Raw genomic sequence first — 19,710 nt, forward strand, 5'->3', positions numbered from 1 at the left:
AGTATCAAAGACATTCAAGACATAATTACATTAAATTAATTAATATTTTGTGGGAGGTAATGTGATGAGCACTAGAAAACAACCATTAAAGGGGATCAAAGTCGTTGAACTTGCTAACTTTATTGCTGCAGCTACAACAGGTAGATTTTTAGCAGATTTGGGCGCAGACGTAATAAAGATAGAAAGCGCTAAGGGGGATCCATTAAGATATACAGCACCTACAGAAGGTAGACCTTTAGATATGTATGAAAATACAACTTGGGAACTTGAAAATGCAAACAAGAGATGTATATCTCTTAACATGAAAGACCCAGCAGGTAAGGAAGCATTCTTTAAATTATTAGATGATGCTGACGTACTTATAACAAACTGGAGAGTTCAGGCATTAGAAAGAGCTGGTCTTGACTATGAAACTCTAAAAGTTAAGTATCCAAGCTTAGTATATGCTCTATGTACTGGTTATGGTGAATTTGGACCAGATAAGGATCTTCCAGGATTTGACTTTACAGCATTCTTTGCTAGAGGTGGATACCTAGAAAACCTTAGACAGAAGTCAGATGTTCCAATGAACGTTGCTCCTGGACTAGGTGATCACAATGTTGGTATAAATCTTGCAGCTGGTGTTCTTGCAGCACTATATCATGCTAAGCTTACTGGCGAAGGTGAAAAGGTTGAAACAAGTTTATTCGAAAGTGCAATATTCAACATGGGTATGATGATTCAGGCAGCTCAGTATCCTGATGTCGGAGTAAAGTATCCAATAAATATTAGAGAATCAAGTAATCCATTCAATGCTTGTTGGAGAACAAGTGAAGGAAGATATATTCAGACTTGTATGCCTGATTACAATACTTACTTCAAGAAATTCCTTACAGCTTTAGGATTAACTGAAATGGTTGAAGACGAAAGATTCTTCCCAGTTCAGAACCTACACGAAAACGGATTAGGAACAACAGTATATGACAGAGTAATGTCAACATTTGAACAAAAGAGCCATGAAGAATGGGCACAGATATTAACTGACGCTGACATTCCATTTGCACTAGCAAAGACTTGGGAAGAACTTCTTGAAGATGATCAGGCTTGGGCAAATGACTGCTTCCATAAGATGGAATATCCAAATGGAGAAAGAGTACTAGTTAAGCATCCAATTAAGTTTGCTGAAATGGGACCTACTCCATACAACAAGGGACCAATGATTGGTGAACACGGTGTTGAAGTAATGAAGGAACTTGGATACAAGGAAGATCAAATAAATGAAATGATAGAAAACAAAACTCTATACATTTGGGAAGATAAATAATACTTTTTATGAGTATTACTAATTCGCCGTTTAAGTATTTTAGTAGAGTGTGTTTGTAACTAATTTAAATAGTGAAGGATGATGAAAAAATGAGTGAAATATATACAATGGGTATTGACATAGGTTCAACTTCATCAAAATGTGTAATACTCAAAAATGGAAAAGATATAGTAAGTAAAGGCGTGGTCAACTTAGGCGCAGGAACAAAGGGCGTAGATCGCGTAATAGATGAAGTGACAAAAAAAGCAAATTTGACTTTAGATGATGTTGAAGTAATTGTTTCTACTGGTTATGGTAGAAACAGTTACGACGATGCAAAGAAAACAATGAGCGAATTAAGTTGTCACGCAAAGGGCGGATCTTATATATTCGGCGATGTAAGAACAATAATCGACATCGGCGGACAGGATATAAAGGTTTTAAAATTAAACAATAAAGGGCAGCTAATGAATTTCTTGATGAACGATAAGTGTGCCGCTGGTACAGGAAGATTCTTAGAAGTAATGTGTGGAGTGCTAGACGTTGAACTAGGGGACTTAGGTAAACTAGATGAACAAGCCACAGAAAAAACACCAATAAGTTCTACTTGTACAGTATTTGCTGAATCAGAGGTAATCTCTTGTATGGCAAAGAAAATTCCAATCCCAAATATAGTAAGGGGAATCCACTACTCTGTTGCTAGTAGAGTTGCTGGACTTGCTAAAAGGGGAGGACTTACACAACCTGTAGCTATGACTGGTGGAGTTACAAAAAACTCTGGAATCGTTAGAGCTTTAAGTGAAGAATTAGAAACTGAAATAATGATTTCTGAAGATTCACAGATGGCAGGTGCGATAGGGGCGGCCTTATACGCATATGAAGAATATTTAAAAGGCTAGAAAGGAGCTTATCATGAGTAATACAGGAATGGTAGAAGAAAAACCAGCAAAGAAAATGTTGGGAGAAATTGTTGCAAAGCACTATCAGGAAGCATGGGATGCAAAAGAGAGAGGGGAAAAAGTTGGTTGGTGCGCGTCTAACTTCCCTCAGGAAATATTTGAAACACTAGACATAAAGGTTGTTTACCCTGAAAACCAGGCAGCTGCAATATCTGCTAAGGGTGGTGGACAGAGATTATGTGAAGTTGCAGAAAATAATGGATATTCAAATGATATCTGTGCATATGCTAGAATAAGCTTGGCTTATATGGATGTAAAGGATGCACCAGAACTTAACATGCCTCAGCCAGACTTCGTTGCTTGCTGTAACAATATATGTAACTGTATGATCAAGTGGTACGAAAATATAGCGAAAGAATTAAATATTCCACTAATATTAATAGATGTACCTTATAATAACGAATATGAAGCTGGAGATGACAGAGTTGAATACCTAAAGGGTCAGTTTGACTATGCTATCAAGCAGTTAGAAGACTTAACTGGTAAGAAATGGGATGAAGATAAGTTTAATGAAGTTATGGAAATATCTCAGAGAACTGGTAGAGCTTGGTTAAAGGCTACTGGATATGCTAAATATACTCCATCACCATTTAGTGGTTTTGATGTATTTAACCATATGGCAGTTGCAGTATGTGCAAGAGGTAAGTTAGAGTCAGCTTTAGCTTTTGAAAAACTTGCAGAAGAATTTGACCAAAACGTTAAGGAAGGTAAGTCTACTTTCAAGGCTGATGAAAAATATAGAATTGTGTTTGAAGGTATAGCTTGTTGGCCACACTTAAGACACACATTCAAACAACTAAAGGATAATGGTGTAAACGTATGTGGTACTGTATATGCAGACGCATTCGGATACATTTACAATAATACTTATGAATTGATGCAGGCTTACTGCGGAACTCCTAATGCTATTTCTTACGAAAGAGCTACAGATATGAGACTTAAGTTGCTAGAAGAAAACAACATAGATGGTATGTTATTCCACATTAACAGAAGCTGTAAGCAGTGGAGTGCTATTATGTATGAAATGGAAAGAGAAATCAGAGAAAAGACTGGAATACCAACAGCTACATTTGATGGTGACCAGGCGGATCCAAGAAACTTCTCAGAAGCACAATATGATACAAGAGTACAAGGTCTTATAGAAGTAATGGAAGCAAGTAAAGCAGCAAAGGAGGCACAAAAACATGAGTAATATAAATTTATTATTAGAAAAGCTAGATGTATGTCCATTTGAACAATTGGATAAGTATACAAATGAAGGCAAGAAGGTAATAGGTTGTGCACCAGTATATGCACCAGAAGAATTAGTATATGCAGCAGGAATGATACCAATGGGTATATGGGGAGCTGAAGGTGAAGTAACTTCAGCAAAGGAATATTTCCCAGCGTTCTATGCAGCTCCAATATTAAGACTTATGGATTTAGGTTTAGAAGGAAAGCTTGACAAGATGTCAGGAATGATAATAGGCGGTTTAAGTGACGGACTAAAGGGTCTTAGCCAGAACTGGAAAAGAGCAGTAAAGAACGTTCCTTGCCTATACATAGGATATGGACAAAACAGAAAGATAAAGGCTGGTATTGATTACAACGAAAAGCAGTATATAAAGCTTAAAAAGCAATTAGAAGAAATTGCTGGTTGTGAGATAGAAGACAGCAAGGTTGAAGAAGCAATAGTTTTATATAATAGACATAGAAAGGCTATGCAGGAATTCAACCAACTAGCATCAACTCATCTAAATACTATAACACCAACATTTAGAGCAAGAGTAATGTCGAGTGCTTATTTCTTTGACAAGGCTGAACACTTAGCTATTGTAGAAGAAATAAACAATACACTAAAGTCAACTCCAGAAGAAAAGTTTGAAGGTAAGAAGATAGTTACTACTGGTATACTAGCAAACAGCCCTGATATCATGAAAATATTAGAAGAATTCAAGCTAGGTATAGTAGATGATAACGTTAACCACGAATCTGGACAGTTTGATTATTTAGTTGATGAAGCTACTGACAATCCAGTAAGAGCTTTAGCTAAATGGATTTCAGATATAGAAGGTAGTGCATTATTGTACGATCCAAGCAAGCTTAGAGGACAGATAGTAATAGACAAGGTTAAAGAACACAAGGCCGACGGTGTATTATATCTTATGACTAAGTTTAGTGAATCAGATGAATTTGATTATCCAATCATCAGAGATGAACTTAATGAAGCTGGAATAATGAACATTCTAGTTGAAGTGGATCAGCAAATGACTAACTTCGAACAAGCAAAGACTGCATTGCAGACATTTGCAGATATGATTTAATTAAACATTAAAAATTTTAAGGAGGCAATCTATGATTTTCGAAAAAGAACACGAATTAGTTCGTCAGCTAGCAAAGCAATTTGCTGAAGAAGTAATAAAGCCAACTGCTGAAGAAGTAGATGAAACAGGCGAATTTCCAATGGAAATATATCACAAAATGGCTGACGCTGGATTTTTAGGTATCAAGATACCAAAGGAATATGGTGGATCAGGAGGAGATCACCGTTCATATGCAATAGTTATGGAAGAGTTAGCTAAGGCTTCTGGTGTTTCAACTATATGGATATCATCTCCAAACTCACTACAGTCAACACCAATATTAAGAGATGGTACTGAAGAACAAAAGGAACAATACCTAAGACCAATGGTTACAGGAGAAAAAATGTTCTGTTTCGCACTTACTGAGCCAGGCGCAGGTTCTGATGCAGGTTCAATATTAACTACTGCAGTTGCTGATGGAGATGACTACATCATCAACGGTAGAAAGACATTTATAACTGGAGCACCAGTATCTGACTATGTAATCTTATTTGCTAAGACTAATCCAGAATTAGGAACTAAGGGAATATCTACATTTATAGTAGATTCAAAGGCAGAAGGTGTATCATTTGGTAAGCCAGAAAATAAGATGGGTGTAATTGGTTGCCCAACTAGTGACGTTGTTCTAGAAAACGTTAGAGTTCCAAAAGCAATGATGTTAGGAAAAGAAGGTAGAGGATTTATCAACGCAATGAAGACACTTTCAGTTGGTAGATTAGGTATAGCTTGCCAGGCACTAGGTATCGCAGAAGGTGCTATGGAAGAAGCTGTTAAGTATGCAAAGGCTAGAAATCAGTTTGGTAGATCAATAGCTAATTTCCAGAACACTCAGTTCATACTAGCTGAAATGGAAACTAAGATTTGTGCTATGCGTCACCTTGTATACGATGCTGCATATCAGATGGATATGGGTAAACCAGCCGATAAGGAAGCTTCAATGGCAAAATTATTTGCTACAGAAGAAGGTAAGTGGATTGTAGATAAGGCATTACAGATTCATGGTGGTTATGGTTATATCAAGGAATATCCAGTAGAGAGAATGTATAGAGACATGAGAGTAACTTCAATATATGAAGGTACTTCAGAAGTACAGAAGATGGTAATAGCATCAAACGTATTGAAATAAGGGGAGGTAGTATAAATGAAAATTGTAGTTTGCATTAAGCAAGTACCAGATACAACAGAGGTAAAGCTTGATCCTGTTAAGAATACTTTAATTCGTGACGGAGTACCAAGTATAATAAATCCTGATGATAAAGCAGGTTTGGAATTAGCACTTCAGATAAAGGAAGATGTTCCAGGAAGTACTGTAACAGTAGTATCAATGGGACCTCCACAGGCACAGTTAGCAATAAGAGAAGCATTAGCTATGGGATGCGATGATGGTGTATTAGTATCAGATAGAGCATTCGGTGGAGCAGATACATGGGCAACATCAACAACAATAGCAGGAGCTTTAAGAAACTTAGATTATGATATAATCATAGCTGGTAGACAGGCTATAGATGGTGATACAGCTCAGGTTGGACCACAGATAGCAGAACATTTACAGATACCACAGATTTCTTATTGTGAAAGCCTAAAGGTTGAAGATGGAAAGTTCATAGTTAAGAGACAATTCGAGGACAGATATCATATTATCGAAATACAGCCACCTTGTCTAATAACTACTTTAAGCGAAGAAATAACTCCAAGATATATGTCAGTTGGTGGAATATTTGACGCTTATAAGAAGGACATAAAGGTTTGGGGACTAAAAGACATAGAAGACAAACTTGATGTAGCAAATATCGGTTTAAAGGGATCACCTACAAATGTTAAAAAGTCATTCACTAAGCAGGCTAAGGGCAAGGGTGTTAAGCTAGAAGGTTTAACTCCAGAAGAAGCAGCAGATGCAATTCTTGCTAAGCTACAAGAAAAGTATTTAATATAATACTGTAAATTTTGAAAGATAACTTTAATACAATAATTTGAAAGGAAGATAACCCAATGAACAAAGATATTTATGTAGTAGTTGAACAGATAGATGGTGTCATTCAGAAAGTAGGCATCGAGCTTATCGGTATAGCAAATACACTAGCAGCAGACCTAGATCAGAAGGTAGTTGCAGTTTTATTAGGAAACAATGTGAAGGGATTAGCTGACACATTAATATACCATGGAGCAGAAAAGGTAATATGCGTAGATGATCCAATATTAGACATATATGCAACAGAACCATACACAAAGGCAGTAAATGCAATAATAGAGGACAAGAACCCAGGAATAGTACTATTCGGTGCTACTTCAATAGGTAGAGACCTAGCTCCTAGAGTTTCTGCAAGAGTACATACTGGACTTACAGCTGACTGTACTAAGTTAGAAATAGATCCAGAAACTAAGTTATTACTTATGACTAGACCAGCATTTGGTGGTAACATCATGGCTACAATAGTTTGTAAGGAATTCAGACCTCAGATGGCAACAGTTAGACCAGGTGTTATGAAGGCTCTTCCAAGAGATACTTCTAAGACTGGTGAAGTAGAAGACTTCAAGGTTGACTTCAAGCCAGAAGATATGAATATCAAGATAAGAGAAGTTGTTAAGTCAACTAATCAGTCAGTAGATATTACTGAATCTAAGGTACTTATATCAGGTGGTAGAGGTATAGGAAGCGCTGAATACTTTGACGTATTAAAGGAACTTGCTGATGAACTTGGCGGATTAGTTACTTCTTCAAGAGCTAACGTTGATGCTGGTTGGATAAGCAGAGATAGACAGGTTGGACAGACTGGAAAGACTGTTAGACCAGACCTATATATGGCTTGTGGTATCTCAGGTGCTATACAGCATTTAGCTGGTATGGAAGACTCTGAATTTATAGTAGCAATCAACAAGGATGAAAATGCTCCTATATTTGGTGTTGCAGACCTAGGTGTAGTTGGTGATTTACATCAGATTATACCAATATTAATAGAAAAAGTAAAAGCCCTTAAGAGTGCTGAAGAAGCAATGATGTAATTCATTGTTCTTAAGAACTAAGAGCATTTAAATAAAGAGTTTATAATAAACAAGTAGTTTAAAAACTTGAAATGATTCAAAATAATATAAAGTATATCTACTTTATATGCAAGACAAGCAATAATTTATAGTTTAATGTGTCTAGGAGGTGAGCGTAATCTCCTAGATACTAACTATAATCGATAAAATATAATCAATAAGTTATAATCAAAATAAAATGTTATTTATTTTCTTGTTTTAGTGTGGATTGTTAACAAAGAAGGTAAAATTTTTTAACAGTTTGGTTAAATAAATAACGAAAATAACTCAAATTTCTAAGGGGGAAGCAAAAATGGTTAAGGTTAGAGTCACTTGTAACAAAAACATTATTGAAAGATTCGGTGTAAAGAAGCCTGAAGGATGGGATTTCCAGTATATTAACTACCCATGTAGCGATGAAGAATTAGTAGCACAGTGTAAGGATGCTGACATAATATTCTGTGGTCCAGTAGACCATTTCAGAAAAGAAGTTGTTGAACAACTTGACAACTGTAAGCTAATACATTCACTAGGTGTTGGATTTGATAAGATAGATCTTGCAGCTACTAAGGAAAAGGGAATCTTTGTTTGTAATAATAGAGCTGTTAACGCTGTACCAGTTGCTGAATTAGCTGTTGGTCATATGATTAGTTGTTTAAGAAGAATGCCTGAAGCTGATGCACTAATAAAGGCAAAGGGTGTTGATGGATTCAACGAAAGCTTTAAGTCATACCAGGTTAAGGGACAGAGTGAATTAAGTTCTAGAGTAATCGGACTAGTAGGACTTGGCGCTATAGGTCACGCAGCAGTTAAGATGCTTCAGGCTTTTGGATGCACAATCAAGTATTATGATGTATTTAGAGCTGAGGAATTTGAAAAAGAACACGGATTAGAATACTGTACATATGAAGAAATACTTGAGACTTGTGATATTATCTCTTATCACGTTCCAGTATTGGACTCTACAAGAAATATGGTACGTAAAGAAACTATAGACAAGATGAAGCAAGATGCAATAATAATAAACGTTGCTAGAGGTGAAATAGTAAACAATGAAGATTTAGCAGAAGCTCTAAACAACGGAAGAGTATTCGCTGGATTAGATGTTATAGCTCCAGAACCTCCAACAGCTGATCACCCAATCTTCAATTTAACTGAAGCTGGTAAGGCTAGACTTTCTATAACTCCACATATTGCTGGTACTACAGATGATGCATTTATAAGAATGTCTCAGTGGTCATATGAAAATATGGTTAGAGTTATGGATGGAGAAAGACCAATAAACATAGTAAACGGTTTATAAGAACTTTGTAAGTTAAATATTTTTAAAAAATAGTTGCTGATTATCTATTTTAGAAAAGGTGAAAAAAAAGAATATGGAAATTAAAAAGAAAGATATAATAATTTGTGGGTTTGCATTATTTGCAATCTTCTTTGGTGCGGGTAACTTGATATTCCCACCGTATCTTGGAGTATTAGCAGGTGACAGATGGTACGTTGCAATGTTTGCATTCTTATTATCTGACCCAGTACTACCTATACTTGGTGTTGTGGCAACAGCAAAGTTAGGCGGCAAAGCAGATGACATTGGTAAAAGAATAAGCCCTAAGTTTGCTAAGTTAGTAGGTACAATAGCAATACTTACAATAGGACCTTTATTTGCTGTTCCAAGAACAGGTGCTACAACGCATGAAATACTAATAAGACCACTATTCCCAGGAGTTCCTGGTTGGTTGACAAGTGTAGTATTCTTTGCAATAACATACTATATAGCATTGAATCCAACAAAAGTAATAGAAATAATAGGTAAGTATCTTACTCCATGTCTATTATTAATACTTGGATTAGTAGTTGCAGTAGCAATAATAAATCCTCCAGATCCAATGGTAACTACAGGAACACCTCAGTTATTTACATTAGGATTTAAGGAAGGTTACCAAACAATGGATGCTTTGGGAGCCCCACTTATGGCAGGTATAGTTATATCGGACCTTGTCAGACGTGGCTATAATGATGAAGAAACAAGATTAAAGGCAAGTTTACAGGTTGGCCTAGTAGCATTTGTTCTTCTTGCATTAGTATACGGAAGTTTAACTTATGCAGGGGCAACAGTTGGTGGTCATTTTGATGGAAATACAGAAAGAACTGCATTATTAATTGGTATGGTTGAACTTATGTTAGGTGATGTAGGTAAGGTATTTATGGGTCTTGCAGTAACACTTGCTTGCTTGACAACATCTACAGGACTTACTTCTACATGTGGTAACTATTTCGAAGACATATCAAATGGTAAGATTAAATATAAGCAGGTTGTAACAATTGCTGTACTAGTATCATTCGGACTTTCATTCTTAGGAGTGGACGGCTTGATATCAGTAGCAGTTCCTATTCTATCTGCAATATATCCAGTAATGATCGTGTTGATCTTAATGTCATTATTTGATAGTAAGATTAAGTATAATTGGACATACACAGGAGCTGTTTTAGGTGCGTTTTCAGTATCTTTAGTACAGAGCTTGAATATGGCATCTACAATGAGAGGTGGGAGCTTCTTGTCAAGTACAGTAGAATTTATACAAACACTACCACTTGCTAAATTTGGTTTTGAATGGTTGCTTCCAGCAGTAATAGGAGCAGTTATACTTACATTAATTAGTAAGTACGCTAGCGTTGGTAAGACAATAGCAGATCCAGTTTAAAGTATAGTTGAGTTTAAAGTACAATAATTATTAGAAAAAGATATATGTAAAATTTTAAGAATAGTTACTCAATACATACAAAAGTAGTTGTTGAGTTTGTACGGCTAGAGGTTGAGAGTAACACATATTTTTTATGTAAATTTAGGAGGTAATATTATGATTTCTCAAGATATGGTAAAGTTAGGTACATCTAAATCTGTGATAAGAGAATTATCAGGTTTTGGTGCAGTAAGAGCTGCTGAAATAGGTGCAGAAAACGTTTTAGACTTCAGTTTAGGAAACCCAAGTGTTCCAGCTCCAAAGGAAGTTCAGGACGCTATAATAGATATAATTAAAGATAATTCACCAAAGGTATATCACAGTTACAGTTCAGGTGCTGGACACAATGGAACTAGAAAAGCAATAGCTGATAACTTAAATAAGAGATACGGAACTGATTATACATTAGATAATCTATTAATGACTTGTGGTGCAGCTGCATCATTAAACATAGTTTTCAAGGCTTTAGTAGCTTCTAACGAAGATGAAATAATGGTACTTGCACCATTCTTCCCTGAATATACTGTATTTATTCAGGCTCAAGGAGCAAAGCAGGTATTAGTTCCAGCTCAGAACGATATGCAGTTAAACCTTGATGGTATAAAGGCAGCTTTAACTCCAAATACTAAGGCAATAGTAGTAAACTCTCCAAATAACCCATCAGGTGTTGTTTATTCTTTAGAAGAAATAAAGGCTTTAACTGAATTATTAGAAGCAAAGTCTAAGGAATATGGACATACTATATACCTAGTAACTGATGAACCATATAGAGAATTAGTATTAATAGATGGATTAGAAGTACCATTTATACCAAATTACTATGATAATACAATAGTTTGTTACTCATGGTCAAAATCACTTTCACTACCAGGTGAACGTATAGGGTATGTTCTTGTACCAAACAAGGTAGAAGAAAAAATGGTAATGGCTGCTTGTGCAGGAGCTGCAAGATCACTAGGATTCGTTTGTGCACCAACTCTATTCCAGATGGTAATAGAAAGATGCGTAGATGTAGAACCAGATCTAACAGTTTACAAGAAAAATAGAGATTTACTATATGATGGTCTTACTAAGATGGGATACAATGTTGCTAAGCCAGCAGGAGCATTCTACTTATTCATCGAAGCTCCAGATGGAGATTCACAGAAGTTCTCAGATAAGGCTAAGGAACATGATATGCTAGTAGTACCTGGAGCAGGATTCGGTTCAGCATCACATATGAGATTATCATACTGTGTTGAAACTGAAAAGTGTGAAAGAGCTCTTCCAATATTTGAAGAACTAATGAAGGACTACAAGTAGTCAATATAGAATACTTTTAAATAAACTTAACAGTATTATTTTGCCAAAAGCAGGGGGAATTCCCCCTGCTTTTTTAATTACAAAAATTTATATTATCGAAATAAATTATAAAAATTAAACTTAACATAATTAGGTGATTTACAAAAATAATAAGAGTAAAAGTATTAGGATGTAATAATATAAAAAATATTATATAAATAGACTAAAAACATACTAATAATTTTTAAAAAAATAGATATAAAAAAAAATTAAAAGCATAATAAATAAAAAGATATTATTTTATATTTGAAATTAAGTAAAAAAAGTAAGTATAAAAAAGTAATAGAGTATTTAAAATTAAAGCTGCAAAAGAAGTCGTTAAAAAGCAAACAATAACTACTAAAAGTTTTACTATTTCTATTATTTGAAAAATCAATCGTTAACGCTTATACTATAAGTAATATATTAAAAAGACTATACCTGAAATTAGTATAGTATATAAGTATTGAATTAAGGAGAGTTTATATTATTAAATTAAATGATTGGGTTAAACAGAATAGCTACAGAAATTAAAAAATAAACAATTTGTTTATAGAAAGTTGATAAGATTCGGAAAACTTAATAAAATAAAACTCAAAAGGTAGAAAAATTCAGTAATATATAGTATAATAATATATGTAGACAAGGGGACTATTTGATAATTAACTTTTAGTAAAGTGGTTTATTATTTTGTTTATATAAAGATAAACGAAAAATCATATAGGGTGCCTACATTAAAGAATAAACAACTTTAAAATAATAAAAAAAGAAGGAGGTTAAACTGAAAAATTTTAGAAGGTTAGTTATTTTAATATAGTGAGTCAACTAGAATCTGCAAGTTAACCTAGCAATGCCTTATAAAAATATTTCATTATTATTTAGGAAAACGATTTATAACTATGGTTATAAAAGTTAAAAAATTAGTAAAATGCAATTTTAATTATCTGAAAATTCATTATTAATAAAAACTTCAGATAAGCAAAGCGATTAAATGTAGAAAAAAGTAGTAATAACCTAAATTTTAAATTGAAATATGTAAAAGAAAACTGATTAAATATTGTTTATATAAATCCGTTTTTAAAATTATTTTAAGGTGTTAAGGAATGTCTAAGAATTGAGATATATGAAAAGTAATTGCGAGTTTACTTGTTGGATAATGGTAATCTTGTATACAAGTATGTCAATTTTATATATTTGATTACAATAGTATTATATTTATTGGCCAAATACTAGATCTTCCAAATTTAGACTTTATGTAATTAATCTGATGCAGCGAATATTTTTATAAACTCCGCACTTTAAGTAAGTAGTAAAAATAAAAATCGTTTTGTTGATATCAATTGATTCTCAGGTCGTGGTTTAAATAAGCTTTTGAAAAAGTTTATGGTTATTCTTAAGAAGTTAAGTACTTCAATTTAAAAGCGTGATGTGCTTTGATGGAAAGCACTTTGCTGAGTATTTTAGAAAAGGTGAAAGAATATGGAAATTAAAAGAAAAGACATAATTATTTGTGGTTTTGCATTATTTGCAATCTTCTTTGGGGCTGGTAACTTAATATTCCCACCATATCTTGGTGTATTGGCAGGGGATAGATGGTACGTAGCAATGATTGCATTCTTGCTATCAGACCCAGTACTACCGATTCTTGGTGTTATTGCAACAGCTAAGTTGGGTGGTAGAGCGGACGACCTTGGTAAAAGAGTTGGTCCAAAATTCGCCAAGTTGGTAGGTACAGTAGCAATTTTAACAATAGGGCCATTCTTCGCAGTTCCAAGAACAGGTGCTACAACTCATGAAATATTTATAAGACCGTTATTCCCAGCAGTACCTAGTTGGTTAACTTGCTTGGTATTCTTTGCAATAACATTTTATATAACTTTGAACCCAACAAAGGTAATAGATATAATAGGTAAATATCTTACTCCTTGCCTATTGGTAATACTAGGATTCATAGTAATAACTTCTATAGTAAACCCTCCAGGAGAGATGGTTGCTACTGAAACTACTAAGTTATTTACATTAGGATTCAAGGAAGGTTACCAGACAATGGATGCCTTGGGATCTCCATTGATGGCAGGTATAGTAATATCTGACCTAATCAGACGTGGATATAAAGATGAAGAAACACAGCTTAAAGCCAGCTTACAGGTTGGTTTGGTAGCATTCGTTCTTCTAGCACTAGTATACGGTGGACTAACTTATGCAGGTGCAACAGTTGGTAAGTTCTTCGATGGAGATACTGAAAGAACAGTTCTTCTAATAGGAATGGTAGAACTTATGCTTGGAAACGTAGGTAAGGTGTTTATGGGTCTTGCAGTAGCTCTTGCTTGCTTGACAACATCTACTGGACTAATATCTACTTGTGGTAACTATTTCTCAACTATTTCGGATGGAAAACTAAAATATAAGCATGTTGTAACAGTAGCTGTTATAATTTCGTTTATAATTTCATTATTGGGAGTTGATGGAATAATTTCAATAGCAGTTCCAATTTTATCAGCTATATATCCAGTAATTATAGTACTAATCTTAATGTCATTATTTAACAGTAAGATTAAGTATAACTGGACATATACAGGCGCAGTTATAGGTGCATTTGTAATAGCTTTGATACAGAGTTTAAACCTAGCATCAGTAATGAGAGGTGGAAATTTATTAGCTGGTCCAACAGCATTTATACAGACATTACCACTTGCTAATTTCGGGTTTGAATGGATACTACCTGCAGTAGCTTGCTCAGTCATACTTACACTTATAAGTAAGTTTGCTAAGGTTGGTAAAACAATAGACGATCCGTTAGTTTAATAGAGATATTAGTAAATATTGGCTATAAAATATAAATACAATTTAAATAAGACAATAATATTCATTAAAATATATTTACTTCAATGATAGGTGTGGAGATTGAGAGTAAAGTAGAGGAAGTTTTATATAGTTATTAGGAGGTAGTAATATGATTTCTCAAGATATGGTAAAGTTAGGTACAGCAAAATCTGTAATAAGAGAATTAGCAGGATTTGGTGCAGTTAGAGCAGAAGAAATAGGAGCAGAAAATGTATTAGATTTCAGCTTAGGTAATCCAAGTGTTCCAGCTCCAAAAGAGGTTCAAGACGCTATAATTGATATCATTAAAAATAATCCACCTAAGGTATATCATAGCTATAGCTCAGGTGCAGGATTAAATGCAACTAGAAAAGCAATAGCAGATAACTTAAATAAGAGATATAATACAGATTATACATTAGATAATTTGTTGATGACTTGCGGTGCAGCTGCATCTTTAAGCATAGTATTTAAAGCATTGATTTCTTCTGAGGATGACGAAATAATGGTACTTGCACCATTCTTCCCAGAATATACTGTATTTATCCAGCAGCAAGGAGCAAAACAAGTTTTGGTTCCAGCTCAGCCAGATATGCAGCTAAATATAGAAGGAATTGAAAGTGCAATTACTCCAAACACTAAGGCAATAGTAGTAAACTCTCCAAACAACCCATCAGGAGTTGTTTATTCAGAAGATGAAATAAAGAAATTGGCAGAGTTACTATCTAATAAGTCAAAGGAATTTGGACATACAATTTATTTAATAACAGATGAACCATATAGAGAATTAGTATTAATAGATGGATTAGAAGTTCCATTTTTACCAAACTACTATGACAATACAATAGTTTGTTATTCATGGTCAAAATCACTTTCACTACCAGGTGAACGTATAGGATATGTTCTTGTACCAAATAAGGTTGATGATAAGATGATAATGGCTGCTTGTGGGGGAGCTGCCAGAGCATTAGGATATGTGTGTGCGCCTACATTATTCCAGATGGTAATAGAAAGATGTGTAGATGTAGAACCAGATCTTACTGTATATAAGAAAAATAGAGATATATTATATGATGGATTAACAAAGTTAGGATATAATGTTGCTAAGCCAGGTGGAGCATTCTACCTATTTATTGAAGCTCCAGATGGAGACTCTGAGAAGTTCTCAGAAAAGGCTAAGGAATATGATATGCTAGTAGTACCTGGAGCAGGATTTGGCTCAAAGGCACACATGAGACTATCATATTGTGTTGAAACAGAAAAGTGTGAAAAAGCACTTCCAATATTTGAAAAGTTGATGAAAGAATATAAATAGAAAGAAATTTAAAAACGCTATATAGGAAACTTTTTCTATAAATTTAATCAGCAAAGAAGGGACATACAATTGTATGTCCCTTCTTACTTTTTGTATCTTATTAATAATTTAAACACTTATCTTTAAGTGGTTTATCTGAAAATTAATGATTTTATATCATAGATCTAATCTAAATAATATTGAAATATTAGAGAAAAGAATGAATGAAATACACACTAAGTCTCACTTTTTTCAACAATGCAGGATTGATCCTTACTTACATAATGTCTTAATATTTTATATAATGTGGCTGCTATAGGAACTCCAAAGAATACGCCAGGAATACCAGCAAGTCCGCCACCAACTATTATCGATGTTAAAACCCAAATTCCAGGAAGTCCAACGGAACCACCTACAACTTTTGGATATATAACGTTTCCTTCAATTTGTTGAAGTACTGTTAGAAAGATTATAAAAAGAAATGCCTTTAATGGACTCTGTGTAAATATCATGAAAAAACCAAAAATTCCTCCGATATATGCTCCTACAAGTGGTATCAAAGCGGTAAAGCCAACCACAGAACCTATCATAGGTGCATATGGGAAACCAAATATGAATAGACCTAGTGTACATAAAGAACCAAGTATAATAGCTTCTATAAACTGTCCTGCAAAGAATGATGCAAATGTTGAGTTTGCAACTTCTAGTACATAATATATTTTCTTTAGTATTTTATTAGGTATTACCTTTTTAAATAACTTATCAAACTGACTTCCTAATTTTTCTCTGCTGCCAACAATATAGATAGATAATATTGCTGCCATAACAAAATTAGCAATTAGGGCAAATACAGATCCGATAATATTAAATAGACTGCTAGTCCAAAGAGAAGCTGTTTTTAATATTTTTTGGATAGCTTCTTGGCCTGTTTTATCAGAGGATAAAAGCTTTTCTTGAAGACCAGGAACAGAGCCAGAAAGTTCGATTGTTTTTCTTCTTAAGTCATCATACAACTCAGGAAACTTATTTGTAAATACTGACATAGATTTGATTAGTTGTGGGATTACCAACATAAAAACCAAATATATTATAAGTATTATAGATAAAAAAGATAAAAGTATACAGACAGCTCTTCTGCTTTTTAGTATAAATTTATTTTTAGAATTAGGAAAATAAATCTTCTCCCAAAGAGATACTATTATATTTAGAATAAAAGCAATTACACATCCTAAAAATACAGGTTTAAAAACACTTAAGAAATTTGAAGCACCACCTAAAAATTCCTTTGCATTTAGCGATATAGCTAGCACTACTCCGAACATAATAAAGATCGTACATAAATTCTTGTATTTAAACCGATTCTCCATTTTGAAACCTCCTATTCAATTAGTTATATTCTATTTTACAATATATGAAAAGTAAATACAATGTTGAAAATATATGATAAAATATAATAAAGAAGATTTTTAATGGAGGTGTAGTTATGACAGCAAAATATAATGAAGAAAATGTTTTAGTTAGCTTTACAACACACAGAAAGTTAAGTCGTACAAATCTTGGTACCAATATGGTTGCTAATTCTCTTTTGGGACATAGTAGAACCTCTGGACCGGCTCCTGATTTGTATACTATATACTTAACTGAAGAAACTTTCTTTGCAGAATATAGTAGAAAGAGCCTTCATGGAAGTATGCCTAAAAAAGTCACAAAGTTAGATATACCGATTGAGGATATAGTAAATATTGAGTTAGTAAGTAAAGATGGTGACGAGTTTCTTCACTTAAGAAGTGACTGGGGTAAGGAGTATCTTTTCAACATAGAAAGCGATACAACTAGAGAGCTAGCTTTACAGATGATAGAATATATTGAAAATAAAAAGAGGAAATAATAATGGATTTTAAATTGGTTTCAGATTTTAAGCCTACGGGGGACCAACCACAGGCTATAGAAAAAATTTCGGAGTCTATAGAAAAAGGCAATAAATTTCAGACGCTTCTAGGTGTTACTGGATCAGGAAAAACATTCACAATGGCAAATATTATTCAAAATGTGAAAAAACCAACTTTAATCTTGGCTCATAATAAGACTTTAGCAGCACAGCTTTATAGTGAATTTAAGGAATTTTTCCCTGAAAATGCTGTAGAGTATTTTGTCAGCTATTATGATTATTATCAACCAGAAGCATATGTTGCACATAGTGATACATATATAGAAAAAGATGCAAGTATAAATGATGAAATAGATAAGCTTAGACATTCAGCTACAGCATCAATACTTGAAAGAAGGGATACAATAATAATATCTTCTGTATCTTGTATATATGGTTTGGGTGATCCCGAAGACTATAAAGAACTGATGTTGTCTTTAAGACCGGGAATGATTAAGGATAGAGATGAAGTAATAAAGAGATTGGTAGAAATACAGTATGAAAGAAATGATATAAACTTTGTTAGAGGAACATTTAGAGTTAGGGGAGATATTTTAGAAATATTTCCAGCAAGTAACGATGAAAGAGCTATAAGATTAGAATTTTTCGGAGATGAAATAGATAGAATAACAGAAATAGACTATGTTACAGGAAAAGTATCTGGTGAGAGAAGTCATGTTGTAATATTTCCAGCATCACATTATGTTACTACTCCTGAACGTATAGAGGCAGCTATTATAACAATAGAAGAAGAATTGGCACAAACCGTCAAAAAATTTAAAGAAAATGATAAATTGCTAGAAGCACAAAGAATTGAGCAAAGAACTAACTATGACATAGAAATGCTTAGAGAGATAGGCTTTTGCCAAGGTATCGAGAACTACTCTAGACATATAACAGGTCGAGATAAGGGTGATAAACCATATACACTGATGGACTTCTTTCCAGATGATTACTTAATTATAGCAGATGAATCTCACGTAACAATACCACAGGTTCGAGGTATGTATGCAGGGGATCAATCCAGAAAAAAATCATTAATAGAAAATGGATTTAGACTTCCATCTGCCTATGATAATAGACCTTTAAATTTCAGTGAGTTTGAGGAAAATATAAATCAGATACTATTTACCACTGCAACTCCAGGGCCATACGAGATGGAGCATAGTCAAGAGTTTGCTGAACAGATTATAAGACCAACTGGACTTTTAGACCCTGTGATAAGCGTTAGACCAGTTGAAAATCAAATAGATGATTTAGTTGTTGAAATCAATAAAAATATCGAAAAAGGGGAAAGAGTATTAGTAACAACTTTAACTAAAAAAATGAGTGAGGACTTGACTGATTATCTAAAAGAACTAGATATAAAGGTAAAATATCTTCATTCAGATATAGTAACCCTAGAAAGAACAGAAATAATAAGAGATTTGAGATTGGGTAAATTTGATGTATTGGTTGGAATAAACCTTTTAAGAGAAGGTCTTGATATTCCAGAGGTATCTCTAGTAGCAATATTGGACGCTGATAAGGAAGGCTTCCTAAGGTCTGAGACCTCTTTAATACAGACTGTCGGGCGTGCAGCTAGAAACTCAGAAGGTAGAGTAATAATGTATGCAGATAAAATTACAGACTCTATGAATAGGGCTATCTCAGAAACGGAAAGACGTCGTGAAATTCAAAGTGATTACAATGAAGAACACGGAATAACACCAAAAACTATTTCAAAACAAATAAGAGCAAGTATAGAAGCAACCAAGATAGCTGAGGAAGAAACTTCATATGACTCAATAGATGTTAAAAAGTTAAAGGGTGAAAAGGAAATTAGTGATATGATAATAGTTTTGAAATCAGATATGATGGAAGCAGCAGAAAAGTTAGAGTTTGAAAAAGCCGCAAAAATTAGAGATAAGGTCATGGAACTAGAAAAAAAGTTATAATAAAAAGAATCTTGTAATATCTTACTTGATATTGTAAAATCTTGCTGAAGAGGTTACACATATGTAATAT

15 protein-coding genes are annotated in these 19,710 nt (G+C 33.8%); 14 read left to right on the plus strand and 1 reads right to left on the minus strand.

Translation table 11 applies throughout. The features are described from left to right. The first annotated feature begins 64 nt into the window (after window positions 1-64). The 12 genes from RR561_RS01925 to RR561_RS01980 all read left to right on the plus strand — a co-directional run bounded on the left by RR561_RS01925 (window position 65) and on the right by RR561_RS01980 (window position 15,797). Window positions 65-1,303, plus strand: coding sequence for a CaiB/BaiF CoA transferase family protein (locus RR561_RS01925; RefSeq protein WP_332505732.1), 1,239 nt, complete (start codon window positions 65-67; stop codon window positions 1,301-1,303). Between the two features lie 89 nt (window positions 1,304-1,392). Further along, a complete protein-coding gene (locus RR561_RS01930) occupies window positions 1,393-2,181 on the plus strand; it encodes an acyl-CoA dehydratase activase (RefSeq protein WP_332505733.1) in 789 nt (262 codons plus the stop codon). Between the two features lie 13 nt (window positions 2,182-2,194). Further along, window positions 2,195-3,433, plus strand: a complete 1,239-nt coding sequence (locus tag RR561_RS01935; protein ID WP_332505734.1) for a 2-hydroxyacyl-CoA dehydratase subunit D — start codon at window positions 2,195-2,197, stop codon at window positions 3,431-3,433. Next, entirely contained in the window at window positions 3,426-4,544 is a 1,119-nt protein-coding gene (locus tag RR561_RS01940) for a 2-hydroxyacyl-CoA dehydratase subunit D (protein ID WP_332505735.1), read from the plus strand. The genes RR561_RS01935 and RR561_RS01940 overlap by 8 nt, the downstream gene beginning before the upstream one ends. Window positions 4,545-4,575: 31 nt before the next feature. Further along, a complete protein-coding gene (locus tag RR561_RS01945; protein WP_332505736.1) occupies window positions 4,576-5,709 on the plus strand; it encodes an acyl-CoA dehydrogenase family protein in 1,134 nt (377 codons plus the stop codon). Between the two features lie 15 nt (window positions 5,710-5,724). Continuing rightward, window positions 5,725-6,516: an electron transfer flavoprotein subunit beta/FixA family protein gene (locus RR561_RS01950; protein ID WP_332505737.1), complete on the plus strand. Its 792-nt coding sequence runs from the start codon at window positions 5,725-5,727 to the stop codon at window positions 6,514-6,516. Between the two features lie 56 nt (window positions 6,517-6,572). After that, window positions 6,573-7,583 carry an electron transfer flavoprotein subunit alpha/FixB family protein gene (locus RR561_RS01955; protein ID WP_332505738.1) on the plus strand — a complete coding sequence of 337 codons (1,011 nt, stop codon included), beginning with the start codon at window positions 6,573-6,575 and terminating at the stop codon, window positions 7,581-7,583. Window positions 7,584-7,914: 331 nt separating this feature from the next. Then, window positions 7,915-8,904 carry a 2-hydroxyacid dehydrogenase gene (locus RR561_RS01960; protein ID WP_332505739.1) on the plus strand — a complete coding sequence of 330 codons (990 nt, stop codon included), beginning with the start codon at window positions 7,915-7,917 and terminating at the stop codon, window positions 8,902-8,904. A 73-nt stretch (window positions 8,905-8,977) separates the two neighbouring features. Then, the gene (brnQ, locus tag RR561_RS01965) at window positions 8,978-10,300 is read left to right on the plus strand and encodes a branched-chain amino acid transport system II carrier protein (protein WP_332505740.1); all 1,323 of its coding nucleotides are present in this window, start codon (window positions 8,978-8,980) and stop codon (window positions 10,298-10,300) included. 156 nt (window positions 10,301-10,456) lie between these two features. Next, a complete protein-coding gene (locus RR561_RS01970) occupies window positions 10,457-11,641 on the plus strand; it encodes a pyridoxal phosphate-dependent aminotransferase (RefSeq protein WP_332505741.1) in 1,185 nt (394 codons plus the stop codon). A 1,497-nt stretch (window positions 11,642-13,138) separates the two neighbouring features. Continuing rightward, window positions 13,139-14,464, plus strand: coding sequence for a branched-chain amino acid transport system II carrier protein (gene brnQ / locus RR561_RS01975; protein ID WP_332505742.1), 1,326 nt, complete (start codon window positions 13,139-13,141; stop codon window positions 14,462-14,464). A gap of 148 nt (window positions 14,465-14,612) precedes the next feature. Continuing rightward, window positions 14,613-15,797, plus strand: coding sequence for a pyridoxal phosphate-dependent aminotransferase (locus RR561_RS01980; RefSeq protein WP_332505743.1), 1,185 nt, complete (start codon window positions 14,613-14,615; stop codon window positions 15,795-15,797). Between the two features lie 215 nt (window positions 15,798-16,012). On the opposite strand, the gene RR561_RS01985 is transcribed toward RR561_RS01980, so the two are convergent. Then, on the minus strand, window positions 16,013-17,143 hold the full coding sequence (locus tag RR561_RS01985; RefSeq protein WP_332505744.1) for an AI-2E family transporter: 1,131 nt from the start codon (window positions 17,141-17,143) through the stop codon (window positions 16,013-16,015). Window positions 17,144-17,259: 116 nt separating this feature from the next. Between RR561_RS01985 and RR561_RS01990 the strand changes: the two genes are divergently transcribed. Together RR561_RS01990 and uvrB are read left to right on the plus strand one after the other, a co-directional pair. Then, entirely contained in the window at window positions 17,260-17,664 is a 405-nt protein-coding gene (locus RR561_RS01990; RefSeq protein WP_332505745.1) for a hypothetical protein, read from the plus strand. Window positions 17,665-17,666: 2 nt separating this feature from the next. Next, complete coding sequence (uvrB, locus tag RR561_RS01995; protein WP_332505746.1) at window positions 17,667-19,640, plus strand: excinuclease ABC subunit UvrB; 1,974 nt, start codon at window positions 17,667-17,669, stop codon at window positions 19,638-19,640. Window positions 19,641-19,710: the final 70 nt, after the last annotated feature.

Origin of the sequence: Peptostreptococcus sp. (assembly GCF_036639115.1) — a bacterium.
In the GTDB taxonomy this organism is placed as follows: domain Bacteria; phylum Bacillota; class Clostridia; order Peptostreptococcales; family Peptostreptococcaceae; genus Peptostreptococcus.

Coding starts and splice junctions, on each gene's coding strand:
- RR561_RS01925 (WP_332505732.1), top strand. CDS start 65: ATGAGCACTAGAAAACAACCATTAAAGGGGATCAAAGTCGTTGAACTT.
- RR561_RS01930 (WP_332505733.1), top strand. CDS start 1,393: ATGAGTGAAATATATACAATGGGTATTGACATAGGTTCAACTTCATCA.
- RR561_RS01935 (WP_332505734.1), top strand. CDS start 2,195: ATGAGTAATACAGGAATGGTAGAAGAAAAACCAGCAAAGAAAATGTTG.
- RR561_RS01940 (WP_332505735.1), top strand. CDS start 3,426: ATGAGTAATATAAATTTATTATTAGAAAAGCTAGATGTATGTCCATTT.
- RR561_RS01945 (WP_332505736.1), top strand. CDS start 4,576: ATGATTTTCGAAAAAGAACACGAATTAGTTCGTCAGCTAGCAAAGCAA.
- RR561_RS01950 (WP_332505737.1), top strand. CDS start 5,725: ATGAAAATTGTAGTTTGCATTAAGCAAGTACCAGATACAACAGAGGTA.
- RR561_RS01955 (WP_332505738.1), top strand. CDS start 6,573: ATGAACAAAGATATTTATGTAGTAGTTGAACAGATAGATGGTGTCATT.
- RR561_RS01960 (WP_332505739.1), top strand. CDS start 7,915: ATGGTTAAGGTTAGAGTCACTTGTAACAAAAACATTATTGAAAGATTC.
- brnQ (WP_332505740.1), top strand. CDS start 8,978: ATGGAAATTAAAAAGAAAGATATAATAATTTGTGGGTTTGCATTATTT.
- RR561_RS01970 (WP_332505741.1), top strand. CDS start 10,457: ATGATTTCTCAAGATATGGTAAAGTTAGGTACATCTAAATCTGTGATA.
- brnQ (WP_332505742.1), top strand. CDS start 13,139: ATGGAAATTAAAAGAAAAGACATAATTATTTGTGGTTTTGCATTATTT.
- RR561_RS01980 (WP_332505743.1), top strand. CDS start 14,613: ATGATTTCTCAAGATATGGTAAAGTTAGGTACAGCAAAATCTGTAATA.
- RR561_RS01985 (WP_332505744.1), bottom strand. CDS start 17,143: ATGGAGAATCGGTTTAAATACAAGAATTTATGTACGATCTTTATTATG.
- RR561_RS01990 (WP_332505745.1), top strand. CDS start 17,260: ATGACAGCAAAATATAATGAAGAAAATGTTTTAGTTAGCTTTACAACA.
- uvrB (WP_332505746.1), top strand. CDS start 17,667: ATGGATTTTAAATTGGTTTCAGATTTTAAGCCTACGGGGGACCAACCA.